This is a genomic window from Aurantibrevibacter litoralis (assembly GCF_034651555.1).
GTDB lineage: Bacteria > Bacteroidota > Bacteroidia > Flavobacteriales > Flavobacteriaceae > Aurantibrevibacter > Aurantibrevibacter litoralis.
Genome location: NZ_JAYEEQ010000003.1, coordinates 15,470 through 31,309, shown reverse-complemented (window position 1 = coordinate 31,309; position 15,840 = coordinate 15,470). Strand labels below are relative to the sequence as shown.

Genomic DNA, 15,840 nt, shown 5'->3' with positions numbered 1-15,840 from the left:
GAATACAAAGATGTATATCGGAGGGCTTTTGTACCATGATAATTATCAGTTTGCAAACTTTTAAACCGTTGTAATTTTGAATTTTCTCTTTAAAATTAAAGCCATGAGCAAATGCGAAAATTGTATCATCCGGCAGTTCAATGCGCTGCGAGCCATGAGCACAGAAGAACTCAAAAAAGTATCGGATAGTAAAATTACCAAAACCATTAAAAAGGGAGAGGTTATTTTTAACGAAGGCGAAAAATTACACGGGGTGTACTGCATTCGCGAAGGCGTGTCAAAACTATCCAAGCTTAGTGCCAACGGTAAAGATCAAATTGTAAAGTTGGTCAGTAAAGGTGAAGTATTAGGACAGCGATCTGTTATTGTGGCTGAAGCGGTCAATTTGGGAGCAGTTGCCGTAAATGAAATGACAGTGTGTTATATTCCCAAAGAAAAAATTACCAATGCTTTGAGCCAGAATCCTAATTTTACGCTAGAAATGCTGCGTCATATGGCTCATGATTTAAAACAAGCCGATGATGTTATCGTAAACATGTCTCAAAAAACAGTGCATCAGCGCGTAGCCGAAGTTTTTCTATATCTAAAAACAAATTTTGGTGAAGATAAAGACGGCTTCATTGCCCTTGTACTTTCTAGAGAGGAAATTGCCAATTTAGTAGGTACCGCCACGGAATCTGCCATAAGGGTTATTTCAGAATTTAAAAAGAAAGGGCTTCTGTTGACTTCCGGAAAAAAAATAGGTATTGGGGACGAAAAGAAACTCCGGGAACTTATTGTAGGGTTCTAAGAAATAAAAAATTTCTTGGAACTGACTATCCCCGAGGCAAGCCATAGGGGTATACTTCTACTGCGCTAAGTACGGATTTCGCCAGTTTCATTTTCGCCTTTGAGCCAAAAACCGAAATGTTGTATTTTACCTCACCCGGAACTGCAAAAAGGCAGTTCCGACCTCTCCAAAGGAGCGATAAACAGGAAACCCCTACCCAAGGGGCGAGGAATCTTTAGATTGAATGATATATATCATAGTTTCTGCAGGGTACTCTATGTATTTTTGAACTTTATTTTAATTCGATTAAAATTGAAAAATATAATATTACCTACGGACTTTTCTGAAAATGCAATGAATGCTGCACGATATGCGATAGCACTCTATAAAGAGGAAGCCTGCGTATTTCATTTGCTAAATACCTATACTCCTGCTATTTCTTACAGTCGTTTTATGGCGGTTTCGGGTAGAGGGCACTTAGAGGATACTACCCATAACGATTCTCAACAGAAATTAGATGAAGTACGGCTACGTCTTTCTACAGAATATGCCAATCCCAAGCATCATTTTACAACAGTTTCGTCATTTAATCTATTGGTAGATGAAATTGAAAAAGTGGTGGAGGCCGTAAATGCGGATCTTATCGTTACAGGTACAAAGGGAGCTTCCGGACTGGAAGCCGTTTTTATGGGCAGCAACACAGTGCGGATTATAAAATCTATTAAAAATTGTCCCGTACTCGCCGTCCCACAATATTCTGACTTTACGGCGCCTACAGAAATTGCTTTTGCCACGGATTTTAATAGGTTTTTTACGTCTTCGGAGCTACAACCGCTTATAGATTTAGCCACCAGCTTTAACGCCACGGTACAGATTGTACATGTACAAGAAGCCAATGCCAAACTTACCGAGATGCAGCAATTTAACCTGGCGATGTTGCGAAAATATCTGAAAGACATTACCCATTATGTACATCAGGAAACTAGACTAAATTCCATAACCAAAACCTTAGAACTGTTTACTACCGAATTGGATATTCATCTTTTGGTCATGCTCAAATACGCCCATAGTTTTATGGAAAAACTTACACGCGAACCCATTATTAAGCAAGCCGCATTCCAAACACAAATTCCGCTTTTGGTAATCCCGGAGCTAGGAATGGCAACCTCTACCAAAACTAAAAACACCAAAGAAGAAAGCACTACGGTATAAAGAAAATAGGTCGTTTCTTTGAACAATTTGAAAATTTTGGTTTTAAAACGTGCGATAATGAACAGTGCTTTTTCCAAGCGGATAGTGCAGCCTCTATAAGACACAACCTACTAAAGGTATCCTTACTTTTAAAATTATACATATCGTGCCAAAACACTTTGGATTCGATTTTTTTTATGTGTAAATTTTTTTGAGAAAAACATAATTTTAGCCAACATCGTTTTAGTGTACAAATATTTTATTAGTTTTGTGTGCGCACACATTTTGTGCGTGTAGATTAAGAATATAGTTGTTACAGTTTGTTCAATGTTTTTGATAGCTATAAGGATAAGGTCGTATCGGCAGTTTGGTTTCAACCTTGTCGTAAGCCCTTAACAACGCCCTGAAGGATAAAAATATAAAAGTTATAGCGTATTTTTAGAACCAAACTTTAACCATAAAGCTATTTTTTTGTGTTGTAAGGATGTGGTAATTTTCGAAAGATAATGAAGATGCGTAGTTGCCCTAGTGATCGCCCAATAAGCAGTAAAAGAAACCTTAACATTAGGTTTACACGCCCGCCCTTGCTGTCACGGACGGGAATGGAAGAGACCGGTAAATGCAGGAGTATTTTAAATCTCGATGATTGCGTAAATGATATCTTTTATAAACAAATATGTATAAATGGATGAAACGAACCTTGCTAAAATGTGTAACACACAGAAGAATGCGTATTGGCGAGTTACACTCCTGTGCTGAGCGCAGTCGAAGCACGACCAATTTAAAAAAATAAATAGAAACAGATGAAAAAAGTGGTGACCTTCGGGGAAATTATGTTGCGACTCTCGCCTCCCGGATTTTTAAGATTTTCGCAGACCGATCGTTTTGATGTGGTGTATGGCGGTGGTGAAAGCAACGTTGCGGTTTCGTTAGCAAATTATGGCGTACCGGTAGATTTTGTAACCCGTTTACCCAAAAACGATATTGGCGAATGTGCCTTAATGGAAATGCGCAAACGCAATGTGGGTACGGATCATATAATTTATGGAGGAGATCGCCTAGGCATCTATTTTCTAGAGACCGGTGCTGTAAGTCGAGGCAGCAAAGTGGTTTACGATCGATCGCACTCGGCCATAAGTGAAATTAAACCGGGCATGATTGATTGGGAAAAAGTTTTTGACGGCGCAGGTTGGTTTCACTGGACAGGTATAACCCCGGCAATCTCGCAGGGTGCAGCAGATGCCTGTTTGGAGGCCGTTAAGGTGGCTCAAAAGCTAGGTATCCCTATTTCTACCGATTTAAATTACCGCGCGAAACTCTGGAAATACGGTGGAGATCGGGAAGCCATAATGACAGCACTTACCTCGTACTGCGATGTCATTTTAGGTAACGAAGAAGATGCGGAAAAACATTTTCAAATTAAACCGGAAGGTCTGGATGTTACTACGCAAGGCCATGATGTAAGCGCATCGGCATTCCTATCGGTTTGTAAGCAAATGATGGCTAAATTCCCTAATGCGAAAAAAGTGATTACCACGCTAAGAGGTTCTATAAGTGCATCGCACAATACCTGGGCTGGGGTTTTGTATGACGGCAAAAAGATGTACGAATCACGGCAATACCAAATCACCGATATTGTAGACCGTGTGGGCGGTGGCGATTCTTTTATGGGTGGCCTTATCTATGGGTTACTAAAATATCCCGAAGATGATCAAAACGCGCTCGACTTTGCGGTAGCGGCTTCCTGTTTAAAACATACAATTAAAGGAGATGCCAATCTTGTAACCGTTGAAGAAGTTACCAAACTAATGGAAGGCGATGCGTCTGGACGTGTGGCTCGATAATACAACCAAATATGGCTCAATATACTAGAATAGAAGTGGCAACCGCAATGAAGGAAACCGGTCTTGTACCTCTTTTTTATCATCCGGATGTAGCCCTAGGAAAAAAAGTTCTCCAAGCCTGTTATGAGGGTGGCGCTCGATTGCTAGAATTTACGGCGCGTGGCGATTTTGCTTTCGAAGTGTTTTCCGAACTTCAAAAATTTGCCCTCAAGAACCTACCCGGAATGATCATGGGTGTAGGCTCCATAACGGATGCCGGGGCAGCCTCGCAATTCATGCAAATGGGTGCTAACTTTATTGTTACCCCATCGCTTCGCGAAGATATTGCCGTAGCCTGTAATCGGCGTAAAGTACTTTGGTCTCCAGGTTGTGGTTCGTTAACCGAAATTAACCGAGCCGAAGAATTAGGGTGCGAAATCATTAAGCTATTTCCCGGAGATATCTACGGCCCTGCATTTGTAAAAGCGATTAAAGGACCCCAACCATGGACTAGTATTATGCCCACCGGTGGGGTAAGTACCGACGAGACCAATTTAAAAAGTTGGTTTGATGCGGGAGTGACCTGTGTGGGCATGGGGTCGCAACTAATTACAAAAAACGCTTTACAAAATGAAGATTTTGTAGGACTACAACAAACCGTAGAGACCACCCTAGCTTTCATCAAAAAAATAAGAAATGTATCCTAAAAACGCACCGTTTTCTTTTTTTACGCTACTTGCGATTCTTTTTCTTGTTTCAGGTTGTGGCTCCATAGGAGATGAAAAGATTCTAAAACTTGGACACGGTTTGGACGTGAACCACTCGGTACACAAAGCCATGGTGCAGATGGGCAAGGATTTAAAAGAAATCTCTGGAGGCCGACTTGTATTAGAAATTTACCCCAACCAGCAATTGGGCAGCGAACGAGAATGTTTGGAACTTTTGCAAATTGGAAGTTTGGACTTAACCAAAGTCTCTGCTGGTGCTATGGAAAACTTTTCTCCTAAAATGAAGGTTTTTGGCATCCCGTTTCTGTTTAGGGATAGGGAACATTCTTTTAAAGTGCTAGACGGTCCCATTGGCAAATCTCTTTTAAATGAAGGATCTAAATATTGGCTAAAAGGATTGGCCTATTACGATGCCGGAAGCCGTAGTTTTTATACTAAGGAAACCCCAGTTAACTCTCCCGAGGATCTTTCTGGTCTTAAAATAAGGGTTCAAGAAAGTGTAACTTCCATGGATATGGTAAAAAATTTAGGAGGCTCCCCTACCCCTATTTCGTGGGGCGAATTATACACTTCATTGCAACAAGGTGTGGTTGATGGCGCAGAGAATAATCCACCAAGTTTTTACCTTTCTCGCCACTATGAGGTATGTAAATATTATTCCTTAGACGAGCATACCGTACTGCCCGATATTTTGGTAGCTGGCACTACCCTATGGGACAGACTTAACGAACAAGAAAAAGAATGGCTCCAGACCGCTGCAAATCGTTCGGTACCTAACCAGCGAAAATTATGGGCTATTTCGGAAGCGGAAGCCCTTAAGGCAGTGGAAGAACAAGGCGTAACCATTATACGACCCGATAAGACTTTATTCTTGGAAAAAGTGCAAGGTATTTATGAAGCCTACGCCAATGATGCAGTAATGTCCGAATTGATTCAACAAATACAAGAAACCCATTAAATATGACCTTCAGAGCCAAAATAGACCAACTATTGGAACGCCTTTTAATGCTCATTATGGCGATTATGACCTTAAACGTGCTTTGGCAAGTGTTTACACGATTTGTGCTAGGCAGCCCAAGTTCCTTTACCGATGAACTTGCCCGTTATTTAATGATCTGGATCGGTATCTTAGGAGCTGCCTATGTGGCGGGTAAGAATCAGCATGTGGCTATTAATCTGTTGCCCTCCAAATTAAGTCCAAAAGCCCAAAGAAAACTATATCATTTTGTGGCCATACTTGTGATTCTTTTTGCACTTCTCGCCTTTGTGGTAGGTGGGTGTCGTCTGGTATACATTTCGTATCTGCTAGGGCAACAATCGCCCGCCTTACAAATTCCACTGGCTTTTGTGTATTTGGTTATCCCCGTAAGTGGTGTACTCATTATGTATTATAAAATTGCTGATCTCCTAAAACGCTCCTAATGACAGAATTTATTCCTGTAATTGTATTAATCATCAGCTTTTTAAGTTTATTAGCCATTGGCACTCCCGTAGCCTGGAGCATAGCTATAGCTTCAATGCTTACCATGATGGTTAGTATTCCGGCAATTCCGGCCTTTACCACCATAGCACAACGTATGGGCACCGGATTAGACAGTTTTGCGTTGCTGGCTATTCCATTTTTTATCCTCTCAGGAGAATTAATGAATAAAGGTGGTATTGCGCATAGACTAATTGCTTTTGCGAAAACCTTGGTGGGCGCCTTACCGGGTGGCTTGGCTTTAATCAACATTATAGCTGCCATGCTTATGGGTGCCATTGCAGGTTCGGCTATGGCCTCTGCCTCGGCTATGGGCAGCATCTTAGGCCCGGAAATGGAAAAGGACGGGTATTCTAAAGAATTTGGTGCCGCTGTAAATATTACTTCTTCTACGATTGGGTTGGTTATACCTCCAAGCAATGTGCTCATTATTTATTCGCTGGCCAGTGGTGGTGTTTCTATTGCAGCCCTTTTTCTGGCTGGTTACATACCAGGTATTTTAACCGGCTTATTCCTCATGGTAATTGCGTCTATTTGGGCCAAAAAGAAAAACTACAAATTAGGCAAACGCAGTTCCTTAAAAGAAGTCATCAAAACTTTTGTAAATGCCTTTCCCAGTTTATTGCTTTTAGTGGTCGTCATTGGGGGTATTGTGGTAGGGATTTTTACAGCCACAGAAGCTTCAGCCATTGCAGTATTATACACTCTGGTACTGGGGTTTATGTATAAAGAGATTTCGTTTAAAAAGTTACCGGGAATATTACTAGATTCTTCTGCTACAACAGCAATTGTAATGCTGCTTATTGGTGCTTCCATGAGCATGTCTTGGGTGCTTTCCTACGAAAATATACCGCAAGATATTAGCACAGGTCTATTGAGTCTAAGTGATAACAAAATAGTCATTTTACTGATTATAAATTTGCTGTTGTTGTTTGTGGGTATTTTTATGGATATGACGCCTGCGGTATTGATATTTACGCCCATTTTTCTACCGGTAGTAACTGCCTTAGGCATGGATCCGGTACATTTTGGAATTATCATGGTGCTTAACCTTTGTATAGGACTTTGTACTCCTCCGGTGGGCTCGGTTTTATTTGTAGGGGTAAGCATTGCAAAAACAACTATAGAAAAAGTTGTAAAACCCTTGGTTCCCTTATTTCTCGCCATGATTTTTGCTCTTTTTCTTATCACCTATTTTCCACAAATAAGCCTGTGGCTTCCGAGTCTATTTGGGTTATAAATTGCTATACGGAGTTGCACGTATTCCTATGAAAAAATTAAATCGTAAAAATACAGGCATAGAAAAGCAGCTACCCATTAAAATAGTCCAATTTGGCAAGGGCAATTTTTTAAGGGCTTTTGTAGGCTATGCCATTCAAAAATTAAATACAGCACACGACTTTAACGCCGGTATTGCGGTAGTCACTGCCATTGACCAAAGCCCGGTGAGCACCTTAGAAACACAAGACGGTCTTTATACCTTATTCCAAAAAGGTTTTCAAAATGGTTGCGCAGTGGAGGAAAAGGAACTCATTTCCAATATTGTAAAAACTGTAAATCCATATCATCACTATGCCAATTTTTTAGCTTTGGCTCAGGAAGCAGAACTCCGGTTTATTGTTTCTAATACCACAGAAGCGGGCATTGTATATCGTGAAACTGATAGCCTAGAACTGCAACCTCCCATATCCTTTCCTGCGAAGCTCACCGTGCTGCTATACAGACGTTTTGTTCATTTTAAGGGAGCACCCGAAAAAGGAGTTGCCATACTGCCTTGTGAATTGATTAACTATAACGCCGATAAACTCAAGGAAATTATCTTACGCTATAGTTCTGATTGGCAATTGGGCTCGGAATTTAATGATTGGTTGCAAGCACATTGCAGTTTCCACAACACATTGGTAGATAGAATTGTTCCGGGATATCCAAAAGAAGATTTGCCCATCTACCAAAAGGAGCTTGACTATGAAGACGAGCTCATCGTAACCTCAGAAACCTATTTTCTGTGGGTTATTGAAGGTGATGCTACCTTGAGCGCTATATTGCCTTTTCATCATACCGATTTAGATGTACCTATTGTAGCAGACCTGCAACCCTACCGAACTCGAAAAGTGCGCATTTTAAATGGTGCGCATAGCTGTTTAGTGCCTATTGCCTTGCTATACGGAATTGAAACGGTAAAGGAATCTGTAGAAAATTCGTTTACAGGAACTTTTATTCGCAATGCGGTGATCAACGAAATCATCCCAACCCTGCCGATGCATCGTTCGGAATTGGAACATTATGCAGCCACTGTTTTTGATCGGTTTAAAAATCCTTTTATAACGCACTATCTGGCAAGCATTGCCTTAAACGCTGTTTCTAAATTTAAAGTACGGGTTTTGCCTAGTATTTTAGCGTACCACGCCCTAAATCGGAATGTCCCTAAACACCTTACGTTTGCCTTTGCCTGCCTCATTCGGTTTTACCAAGGCACATGGCAGGGTACTCCCTTACCGGTAAAAGACGCACCTGAAATTGTATCTTTTTTTAAAAATATCTGGAAATCAAACCATATCCCAACCATTGTACAAGGCGTCTTAGAAAACACGGAATTGTGGGATGAAGATCTCAATAAAATAGAAGGATTGGCTAATGCACTCTGCATCGCTTTGCAACACCTAGAAGAAAAAGGCGTTGAAAAAGGGTTTCGGCACTATAGTACAGCTAAGGCTTAAAGATGCCTACATACTTTCATAATTTTACCATTTTGGATAACAAATTTTGCTATAGTTAGGAAACTTACCTGTGTTTTGCAAAGGGCTTTACCCCTATTCTCGTAGCTGTTTTACCTGATTTTTCTGTTATAATGAAAGTTAAATAAGGAGCGTCATCAATAAAAAATTTCTTGAAACTGACTATCCCAGAGGCAAGCCATAGAAGTATTTCGCTAGTCTAATTTTGCCCTTTCAGCCAAAATCCGAAATTTTGTATTTTACCTCATCCTGAACTTCAAAAAAGAAGTTCTGACCACTCCTAAGGAGAAGTAAATAGGAAATCACTACCCAAGGGTCTGGGAATCTTTAGATTGAACACGTATCTAAAAAAAACGAGGTTCTTTTTGCTACAGAAAACAGAGAAAGAAATTAATTTTGTTTTCGAAACTAAAAACCGAAAGATTTATAAGGATATAGCGACTATAACAGTAGCACTAATTGCATTTCCATAGTTAAGGAACGGTACTTTTTGCGAAACGGTATTGTTTTGGTCGCATCCTTTTGATGCAAAGCGACCATGTGAACGGCAAAGTGTAACCTTTTTTGAATAGAATGACAAAAAAGTATATTTCATACTTAAAATACCTTCCATTTTATGGCATATCCCTAATGCCAATGCCTATCTTATATGTAGTATCTGATGGCCTCTTCTTTTTACTGTATTATGTATTTAAGTATCGGAGAAAAGTAGTGTACGACAATCTGAAACACGCCTTTCCTTCTAAAAGTAGTGCCGAGATAAAAAAAATTGAGCGTAATTTTTACCGGCATTTTTGCGATATCATTTTCGAATCAATCAAAACACTTACGGCGAGCAAGAAATTTGTACGCAAGCATCTTACACTAAAAAATCCGGATTTTCTGGAACACTACATTAATGAACGGAAAAACATTTTGCTCTACACCGCCCATCAGGGCAATTGGGAATGGCTTATTTTTTTACCCATATTTTTTCCTTATCAGGCCAATACTTTTTACAAACCGCTTAAAAACAAATATTTCGACGGTTTAGCGAAACGTATTAGAGAACGATTTGGTGTACATTGTGTACCCTCAGAAAAAGGCTATAGAACCCTTATAGGCTTAAAGGATTCTAAAGATCCGGTGCTAAATTGCATCATTGGCGATCAAAGTCCCACTAAAACCAGCACTAAATATTGGTTTGAATTTTTGAACCGGGAAACTGCCTTCTTTACGGGTGCAGAAAAAATTGCCAAAAAAACCGATCCTGTGGTTGTATTTCCCTATTTTAAAAAGTGGAAACGAGGGTATTATGAACTACAATTTCAATTAATTGACGAAAAACCCTCACTTGTTAAAAACAAGGAACTTGTATATAAATATGCCTCTACGCTAGAAAATGCAATTTCATCTTCTCCCGAACTTTGGCTTTGGAGCCATAGACGATGGAAATTACAACTTACTGGCGATGTCATTTAAGTACTGCAGGTACATTTTTTTCTACCCTTTCGCCACTACCAAACTTAGACAACTAAAACCGCCTACAGCGTACACGAAAAGCTTAATTTACTGCCTGTTTTTTCCTAATTGTTTGTACTTTTATGAGACTGCGTAACATCATTATAGCCTCATGTACACGGCACTGATCGTTTTATATTCGCTTTTAGCGCTTTCGTTGGTTGTAGGCCTCTTGCTTCATGGGGTACGGCCCTCAAAAACATTGGCTTGGCTCTTGGCTATTTTTACCATTCCCGTGGGCGGTATTCTTTTGTATTTTTTATTGGGTAGAAACCGAAGAATTCACAAATTACATACCCTTAAAGAGCATGAGCGTATAAAAGGCTTTTTGCAAGATGTAAAAAAAAGATGGTATCTAGAGGATGCCAATGTAACACACTTAGCACATTACCAAAGACTGTCTTATTTAATTGAAAACAATTCGGGCTTTTCCCCTACCTCGCAAAATTCGGTGCAGCTGCTCAAGAATGGCCAAGCGGCCTTTAATGCTATTTTTAGGGCTATTGAGCAGGCGCGTAATCATATTTATGTGCAATACTATATTTTTGAAGATGGTGCCTTGGCGCAGCGAATGTTTCACCTCTTTGAAACTAAAATAAAGGAAGGTGTGCGGGTAAAAATGATTTACGATGGTGTAGGAAGCTACTCCTTGAGCAAAAAATATATTGCACGGTTAAAAGCTATTGGGGTTGAAATATTTCCCTTTCTTCCATTTAAATGGGATCGATTTTTAACCAATCTTAACTACCGAAACCACAGGAAAATTTTGGCGATTGATGGTCGCATAGCATTTACGGGCGGAATGAATATTGCCGACAAATACGTTAGCGGAGATCCTGTACTAGGTAAATGGCACGATATGCACATTCAGCTTACTGGGATGGCGGCACAACAATTGGAAGCTATTTTTACAGCAGATTTGTTTATTGTTTCCGGAGACGAAGGTGTTTTTACACAACCAAATACGGTTACCCATGCGGGCGATTCTTTGGTGGTACAAATTGCTCCCGGCGGACCGGACGATTACTTTTCCACCATAGGGCAGGCGTACTTTTATATGATCACTAATGCCAAAAAATATATTTACATTACCAATCCGTATGTCATTCCCGGGCAAGAACTTTTAGAAGCCCTACAAGTAGCCGCACGCAGCGGAGTAGATGTGCGACTGTTGATTTCTGAAAAAGCAGACAGTAAACTGGTATCGCTAACTGTCCGATCTTATTTTGAAATGCTTTTAAAAGCAGGTGTAAAAATCTACCTGTTTCCGGACGGATTCTTGCATAGTAAAATCATCATTATGGACGACGAGGTTACCTCCATTGGCACTGCCAATATGGACATCCGAAGTTTTGAACAGAATTATGAGGTTAACGCCGTAATGTACGATGCCGATTTCGCTAAAAAACTAAAAACAGATTTTTTGTTGGATTGCGAAAAGAGCAAAAGGATTACCTATGCCGAATTTCTAAAACGTTCCTTTTGGTCGAAACTAAAAGAAGGTACTGCGAAAATTTTTAGTCCAATTTTATAACCTTGCTGTGGTTGGGTAGACACGCGCTGCCGTCAAATCATAAAGCCGATAAACCAATTCATCGATTTGGTTTTCTGTTTTGTTGGGTTTGTTTATCCTATTTTTAAAATCGTTAAAGCGGTTTCGATGGGGCATCGCATTTTTCATAGCCCACGGTGTAAACCGTGGGCTATGAGGGGCATTTAATATCTATAGCATGAATTTAGCCATTTTCAATGATTTTTAGCGGTGGACTTTTCTACAACGAACACCGTTATGAGTATCCCGCTATGAAAAACCCTACATTTTGTATTTATGATCGCTAATAAAGACCAAATCTTGTGCTTTTAAGGTAGCTACCAACAAATCAATATAGCTATTCATTGATTTTTCCACATTTTTGGGATCCGGAATATCTATGGCAGCTTGCCAAATAAGCTCTTCTTCTTTGGCTACGCAAATGCAATACAAAGAGGTTTCTGTATGATACAGTTTATATTTCCCATAATAATCAGAATCGTAGTAGATATCTTGGTGATGCAGATAGTCTTCTTTAAATTTTCCGGTTAGGTTTTCTAATTCTGCGATTCGTTTTCCAAGGGTCTTTGCACTTTCAGAACCAACAACTTTGGTAACCAAAATAGCATCAAAATCTTTGGCTAGCAATTGTTCCTCTACCCGCGCTACTTCTTCTTCCGTTTTTGCCGAAAGCGTAAATTCTACATCAAACAAATCAATACTCCGCATAGCATCTACTCCTCGAGCTGTAAACTCTTGCACTAATTGAGTCTCAAATCGTTCGCGATTTTCGGGATTTTGAATCATCCCTACAATCAGTACTTTATTGGCATGAAATAAGACAATATCTGGATTTTTCCAGTTTTGAACCAGGCGTGTCGATGAGGCACAACCACATAAAACCACTGCAAGCAGCATTCCAATTTTCTTCATTTATACAAAAAATCAAAAGCCATAGCTCTGGCTTTATTTATACTCGTGGGTATTTCCCATTTCTTAGGTATACCTATCTGGTCTATAGTATTTGGGCAGGTTATGGGGCTTCGTATTTATTTTACTACCTTCTAAAAACCGTAAACGTTGTAAACCATGGTGAATTTACAATAAAAATGGCAAACAGGAATAGGATCCTGTTTGCCATTGTTGCTTAAAAAAATTAATTTACCGCTATTACCTTTTTCGCTTTTTGCTTGGCCGCTTCCATTTTGGGTAGTGTAAGCTTTAAAATGCCATTTTTATAGGTGGCTTTTACCTCCTTAGATGCATCAATGGTGTTAGGTAATTGCAGCGATCTTCTAAAGGATCGATAATTAAACTCCTTTCTGGTGAACTCTTTTTCTTGAGACTCTAAGGTCTCATCCTTGTTTGCGGCAACTTCCAAAACATGGTCTTTTAACGTTATTTCAAAATCTTTTTTTTCAAATCCGGGAGATGCAAGTTCAATTTCAAAATTTTCCGGATGCTCAGTTACGTTCATTGCAGGCAACGATCTTTCCAGATTGTAGAAATCATCGTTAAAAAAATCATCGCGCTCCATAAAATCGGTTAAACCGGTATTCCAAGGAAACAGGTTTTTGTTAAATTTAATCAGTGTCATAGCGTTCTAATTTTAAGGTTACTATTTTTATTTTTCCACCTCTAAATTAACACATCGCAAAAGGGAATCCAATGATAAAAATCAGTTTGCAACTCATTGATAGCGAAGATGAACTATAAATGAAGGTACCCCTTTATTTAAGTAGCATCTTTTCTTTTTTTTAAAGCCATATATCCACTGTTTCGCCATAGGCAGGAATTACAACCGGCCAATGAAAGGTATCCCTTATTTTAACCCTGAAACTTTCTAAGGCCGTAGGCTCTCCGTGGAGTAAAAATACCTTTTCTGGCGTATTTTGAATGGCACCTAGCCACTGCAATAATTCCTCTTGGTCTGCATGGGCAGAGAGTCCTTGTAGTTCGGTAATTTCTGCCTTAACCGGATAGTATTTCCCAAAAATTTTGAGTTCGTGTGCCCCTTCCTGTAACTGCCTCCCTCGGGTGCCTTCGGCCTGATACCCTACCAACAAAATATGCGTTGAAGATTTGCCCATCCATTGTTGTAAATAAGTAAGCACGCGGCCTCCGGTGACCATACCACTGCCTGCAATTACAATTTTAGGACGGGGATCGTCTATAACTTCCCAAGTTTCTTTGTACGAACTCACCATTCTAAAATGCGCACACATGGCCTTGTATTCTTGTGCATCCAATTTGTGCCATTCCGGGTATTGTTCAAATACCGCTAATACATTTTGCCCCATGGGACTATCTACGACAATTTGTATTTTAGGAATGCGATTTTTTCTATACAGCTGCCATAAACGGAACATTACCGTTTGCAAACGCTCTACGGCAAATGCGGGAATTATCAGATTTCCGCGGGCATTTACGGTTCTATGAATTAATGCTGCCAAAACGGCATCTGTATCAGCAGTGGGATGTAGCTTATGGCCATAGGTGCTTTCCACAAACACAAAATCGGCCCATTTGGGTACTTGTGGCGGATATAGAAGTGGATCTTTTATACGGCCTAGATCGCCCGAAAAGACAAATCGCTTTTCAAAAATATCCATTTCTATATGGGTAGCTCCTAGAATATGCCCGCCATACAAAAATCGAACTTTACTATGTGGAGAAAGGCTAATCCATTGGTCTTTTTGCACTTTCTCAAATGTACGGATCGCTTTTGCTGCCTCCTCTAGCGAATAAAAAGGCAATGCCGGCTTATGTCTGCTATACCCTTCTTCATTGGCCTTAAGCGCTTCTTCTTCGTGAATTTTGGCACTGTCTTTTAAGATGATTTCAGCAATGGCTAAGGTAGGGCCTGTACCCATAATTTTTCCTTGAAAACCCTCCTTTAGCAAACGAGGTAAATACCCGGTATGATCTAAATGGCCATGGGTAAGCAAAACGATATCTATTCGAGAAACATCGATGGGTAGTGGGTTCCAATTGCGTTCGCGAACCTCTTTCGTTCCCTGAAACACCCCACAATCTATGAGCACACGCAATTCGGAGGTTTCCAGATAAATTTTAGATCCTGTAACGGTGCCAGCCGCCCCTAAAAATTGTACCCTAAGCTTGTGCATTCGTTTTCTTTTGATGCGCACAAAGTAGTTTTATTTCTTCATGTATTTTTTCCTTTCGAGTTTTAGAAATGCCAAGATGATCTAGAAAAAACCGATCTTTTAAAAGCTGCCGGCACAATACAATGTCTCTGCCCAGTAAGAACTGTTTTTCTCTACGCGTTAACAGCGTGGATACGGTTATAGGATATAAACCCAAGCGATCTATCCTATCTTTTAGTCCGTCATTTTTAGGATAATCCCAGCTTAACAAAAACAAACCACAACAGGTCCCAAAAGTAGTGGCATCTGCCGTAAACCGAGTATTTGTTACTACCCAACCCCGATTCAAGGATTTCGATTGGTTTTTTAATTTATCCCAATGCCCCTTAACATCTTGATATCTGGAAGAAATATACAGGGGAACTTTTACATTACAAAAGCGACCTTCTTCGGCATGAAATTTACACTCAATTACGTCGATTTTATTTTCCTTTTCAGCAAATACATCAATCTCATGAGATACACAAACCCCCTTTACGACTTTCCCTACTTCCGTTTTGTAGCCCGAATAATGAAGTAGGGCTGCCACAAAACGCTCAAAAGGATACCCGGTGGGTCCCAATTCGTAAATGGCCTTCTTTAGCTTATATTTAGAGGCTAGGACGTGCTGCTTTTTTTTGAGTAGCGCAAAAGCCCTATTATAGATTTCCTTAGTAGAAATGCCCTCATAAAGCTCCTCAAGTACCTGAGCTACAATGCGGTCTACCACAGCAATATCGGCGCCACTTTGGCGTAAAGAATTTTGTAATTTTTCTAGTGAAAAGGGCACTTTTTCACCTGACGACTTTAGGATATCCATGTTCAATTGCTTCAACTATGTTTCATTTTTAAGCTAGGTTAGGATGTTTTTTTTAGTAGTAGCGATGGCGCTTCGCCTTCGCTCACAGTTTTTTTTAGGCATCAGGACACCCTAAGG

The 15,840-nt window shown here is 40.0% G+C and carries 14 protein-coding genes; 10 read left to right on the top strand and 4 right to left on the bottom strand.

Annotated features, from left to right (window positions below):
* Positions 1-103 precede the first annotated feature (103 nt).
* The 10 genes from U1E44_RS03795 to cls all read left to right on the top strand — a co-directional run bounded on the left by U1E44_RS03795 (position 104) and on the right by cls (position 11,760).
* Complete coding sequence (locus tag U1E44_RS03795) at positions 104-790, top strand: Crp/Fnr family transcriptional regulator (protein WP_322929717.1); 687 nt, start codon at positions 104-106, stop codon at positions 788-790.
* 291 nt (positions 791-1,081) lie between these two features.
* Positions 1,082-1,981: a universal stress protein gene (locus tag U1E44_RS03790; protein WP_322929716.1), complete on the top strand. Its 900-nt coding sequence runs from the start codon at positions 1,082-1,084 to the stop codon at positions 1,979-1,981.
* 782 nt (positions 1,982-2,763) lie between these two features.
* Positions 2,764-3,804, top strand: a complete 1,041-nt coding sequence (locus U1E44_RS03785) for a sugar kinase (RefSeq protein ID WP_322929715.1) — start codon at positions 2,764-2,766, stop codon at positions 3,802-3,804.
* Positions 3,805-3,815: 11 nt separating this feature from the next.
* Positions 3,816-4,490, top strand: coding sequence for a bifunctional 4-hydroxy-2-oxoglutarate aldolase/2-dehydro-3-deoxy-phosphogluconate aldolase (locus U1E44_RS03780; protein WP_322929714.1), 675 nt, complete (start codon positions 3,816-3,818; stop codon positions 4,488-4,490).
* Complete coding sequence (locus U1E44_RS03775; RefSeq protein ID WP_322929713.1) at positions 4,480-5,469, top strand: TRAP transporter substrate-binding protein; 990 nt, start codon at positions 4,480-4,482, stop codon at positions 5,467-5,469. The genes U1E44_RS03780 and U1E44_RS03775 overlap by 11 nt, the downstream gene beginning before the upstream one ends.
* Before the next feature lie 2 nt (positions 5,470-5,471).
* Entirely contained in the window at positions 5,472-5,933 is a 462-nt protein-coding gene (locus U1E44_RS03770; protein WP_322929712.1) for a TRAP transporter small permease, read from the top strand.
* On the top strand, positions 5,933-7,231 hold the full coding sequence (locus U1E44_RS03765; protein WP_322929711.1) for a TRAP transporter large permease: 1,299 nt from the start codon (positions 5,933-5,935) through the stop codon (positions 7,229-7,231). The genes U1E44_RS03770 and U1E44_RS03765 overlap by 1 nt, the downstream gene beginning before the upstream one ends.
* A 28-nt stretch (positions 7,232-7,259) precedes the next feature.
* Complete coding sequence (locus tag U1E44_RS03760) at positions 7,260-8,708, top strand: tagaturonate reductase (protein ID WP_322929710.1); 1,449 nt, start codon at positions 7,260-7,262, stop codon at positions 8,706-8,708.
* A gap of 591 nt (positions 8,709-9,299) precedes the next feature.
* Entirely contained in the window at positions 9,300-10,187 is an 888-nt protein-coding gene (locus U1E44_RS03755; protein ID WP_322929709.1) for a lysophospholipid acyltransferase family protein, read from the top strand.
* Positions 10,188-10,338: 151 nt separating this feature from the next.
* On the top strand, positions 10,339-11,760 hold the full coding sequence (gene cls, locus U1E44_RS03750; protein WP_322929708.1) for a cardiolipin synthase: 1,422 nt from the start codon (positions 10,339-10,341) through the stop codon (positions 11,758-11,760).
* Between the two features lie 279 nt (positions 11,761-12,039).
* Here the strand turns inward: cls and U1E44_RS03745 are convergent, their stop codons facing one another.
* The 4 genes from U1E44_RS03745 to U1E44_RS03730 form a co-directional block, all read right to left on the bottom strand.
* Positions 12,040-12,690, bottom strand: a complete 651-nt coding sequence (locus U1E44_RS03745) for a hypothetical protein (RefSeq protein WP_322929707.1) — start codon at positions 12,688-12,690, stop codon at positions 12,040-12,042.
* 223 nt (positions 12,691-12,913) lie between these two features.
* The gene (locus U1E44_RS03740; RefSeq protein ID WP_322929706.1) at positions 12,914-13,354 is read right to left on the bottom strand and encodes an Hsp20/alpha crystallin family protein; all 441 of its coding nucleotides are present in this window, start codon (positions 13,352-13,354) and stop codon (positions 12,914-12,916) included.
* Between the two features lie 160 nt (positions 13,355-13,514).
* Complete coding sequence (locus U1E44_RS03735) at positions 13,515-14,885, bottom strand: MBL fold metallo-hydrolase (protein ID WP_322929705.1); 1,371 nt, start codon at positions 14,883-14,885, stop codon at positions 13,515-13,517.
* Entirely contained in the window at positions 14,872-15,738 is an 867-nt protein-coding gene (locus U1E44_RS03730) for an ATP cone domain-containing protein (protein ID WP_322929704.1), read from the bottom strand. Before U1E44_RS03730 ends, U1E44_RS03735 begins: the two co-directional genes overlap by 14 nt.
* Between the last annotated feature and the right edge of the window lie 102 nt (positions 15,739-15,840).

Excerpts from the sequence above, each read along its gene's own strand:
- U1E44_RS03760 (WP_322929710.1), top strand. The coding sequence starts at position 7,260 with ATGAAAAAATTAAATCGTAAAAATACAGGCATAGAAAAGCAGCTACCC.
- U1E44_RS03740 (WP_322929706.1), bottom strand. The coding sequence starts at position 13,354 with ATGACACTGATTAAATTTAACAAAAACCTGTTTCCTTGGAATACCGGT.
- U1E44_RS03785 (WP_322929715.1), top strand. The coding sequence starts at position 2,764 with ATGAAAAAAGTGGTGACCTTCGGGGAAATTATGTTGCGACTCTCGCCT.
- U1E44_RS03795 (WP_322929717.1), top strand. The coding sequence starts at position 104 with ATGAGCAAATGCGAAAATTGTATCATCCGGCAGTTCAATGCGCTGCGA.
- U1E44_RS03755 (WP_322929709.1), top strand. The coding sequence starts at position 9,300 with ATGACAAAAAAGTATATTTCATACTTAAAATACCTTCCATTTTATGGC.
- cls (WP_322929708.1), top strand. The coding sequence starts at position 10,339 with ATGTACACGGCACTGATCGTTTTATATTCGCTTTTAGCGCTTTCGTTG.
- U1E44_RS03745 (WP_322929707.1), bottom strand. The coding sequence starts at position 12,690 with ATGAAGAAAATTGGAATGCTGCTTGCAGTGGTTTTATGTGGTTGTGCC.
- U1E44_RS03780 (WP_322929714.1), top strand. The coding sequence starts at position 3,816 with ATGGCTCAATATACTAGAATAGAAGTGGCAACCGCAATGAAGGAAACC.
- U1E44_RS03775 (WP_322929713.1), top strand. The coding sequence starts at position 4,480 with ATGTATCCTAAAAACGCACCGTTTTCTTTTTTTACGCTACTTGCGATT.
- U1E44_RS03735 (WP_322929705.1), bottom strand. The coding sequence starts at position 14,885 with ATGCACAAGCTTAGGGTACAATTTTTAGGGGCGGCTGGCACCGTTACA.
- U1E44_RS03770 (WP_322929712.1), top strand. The coding sequence starts at position 5,472 with ATGACCTTCAGAGCCAAAATAGACCAACTATTGGAACGCCTTTTAATG.
- U1E44_RS03765 (WP_322929711.1), top strand. The coding sequence starts at position 5,933 with ATGACAGAATTTATTCCTGTAATTGTATTAATCATCAGCTTTTTAAGT.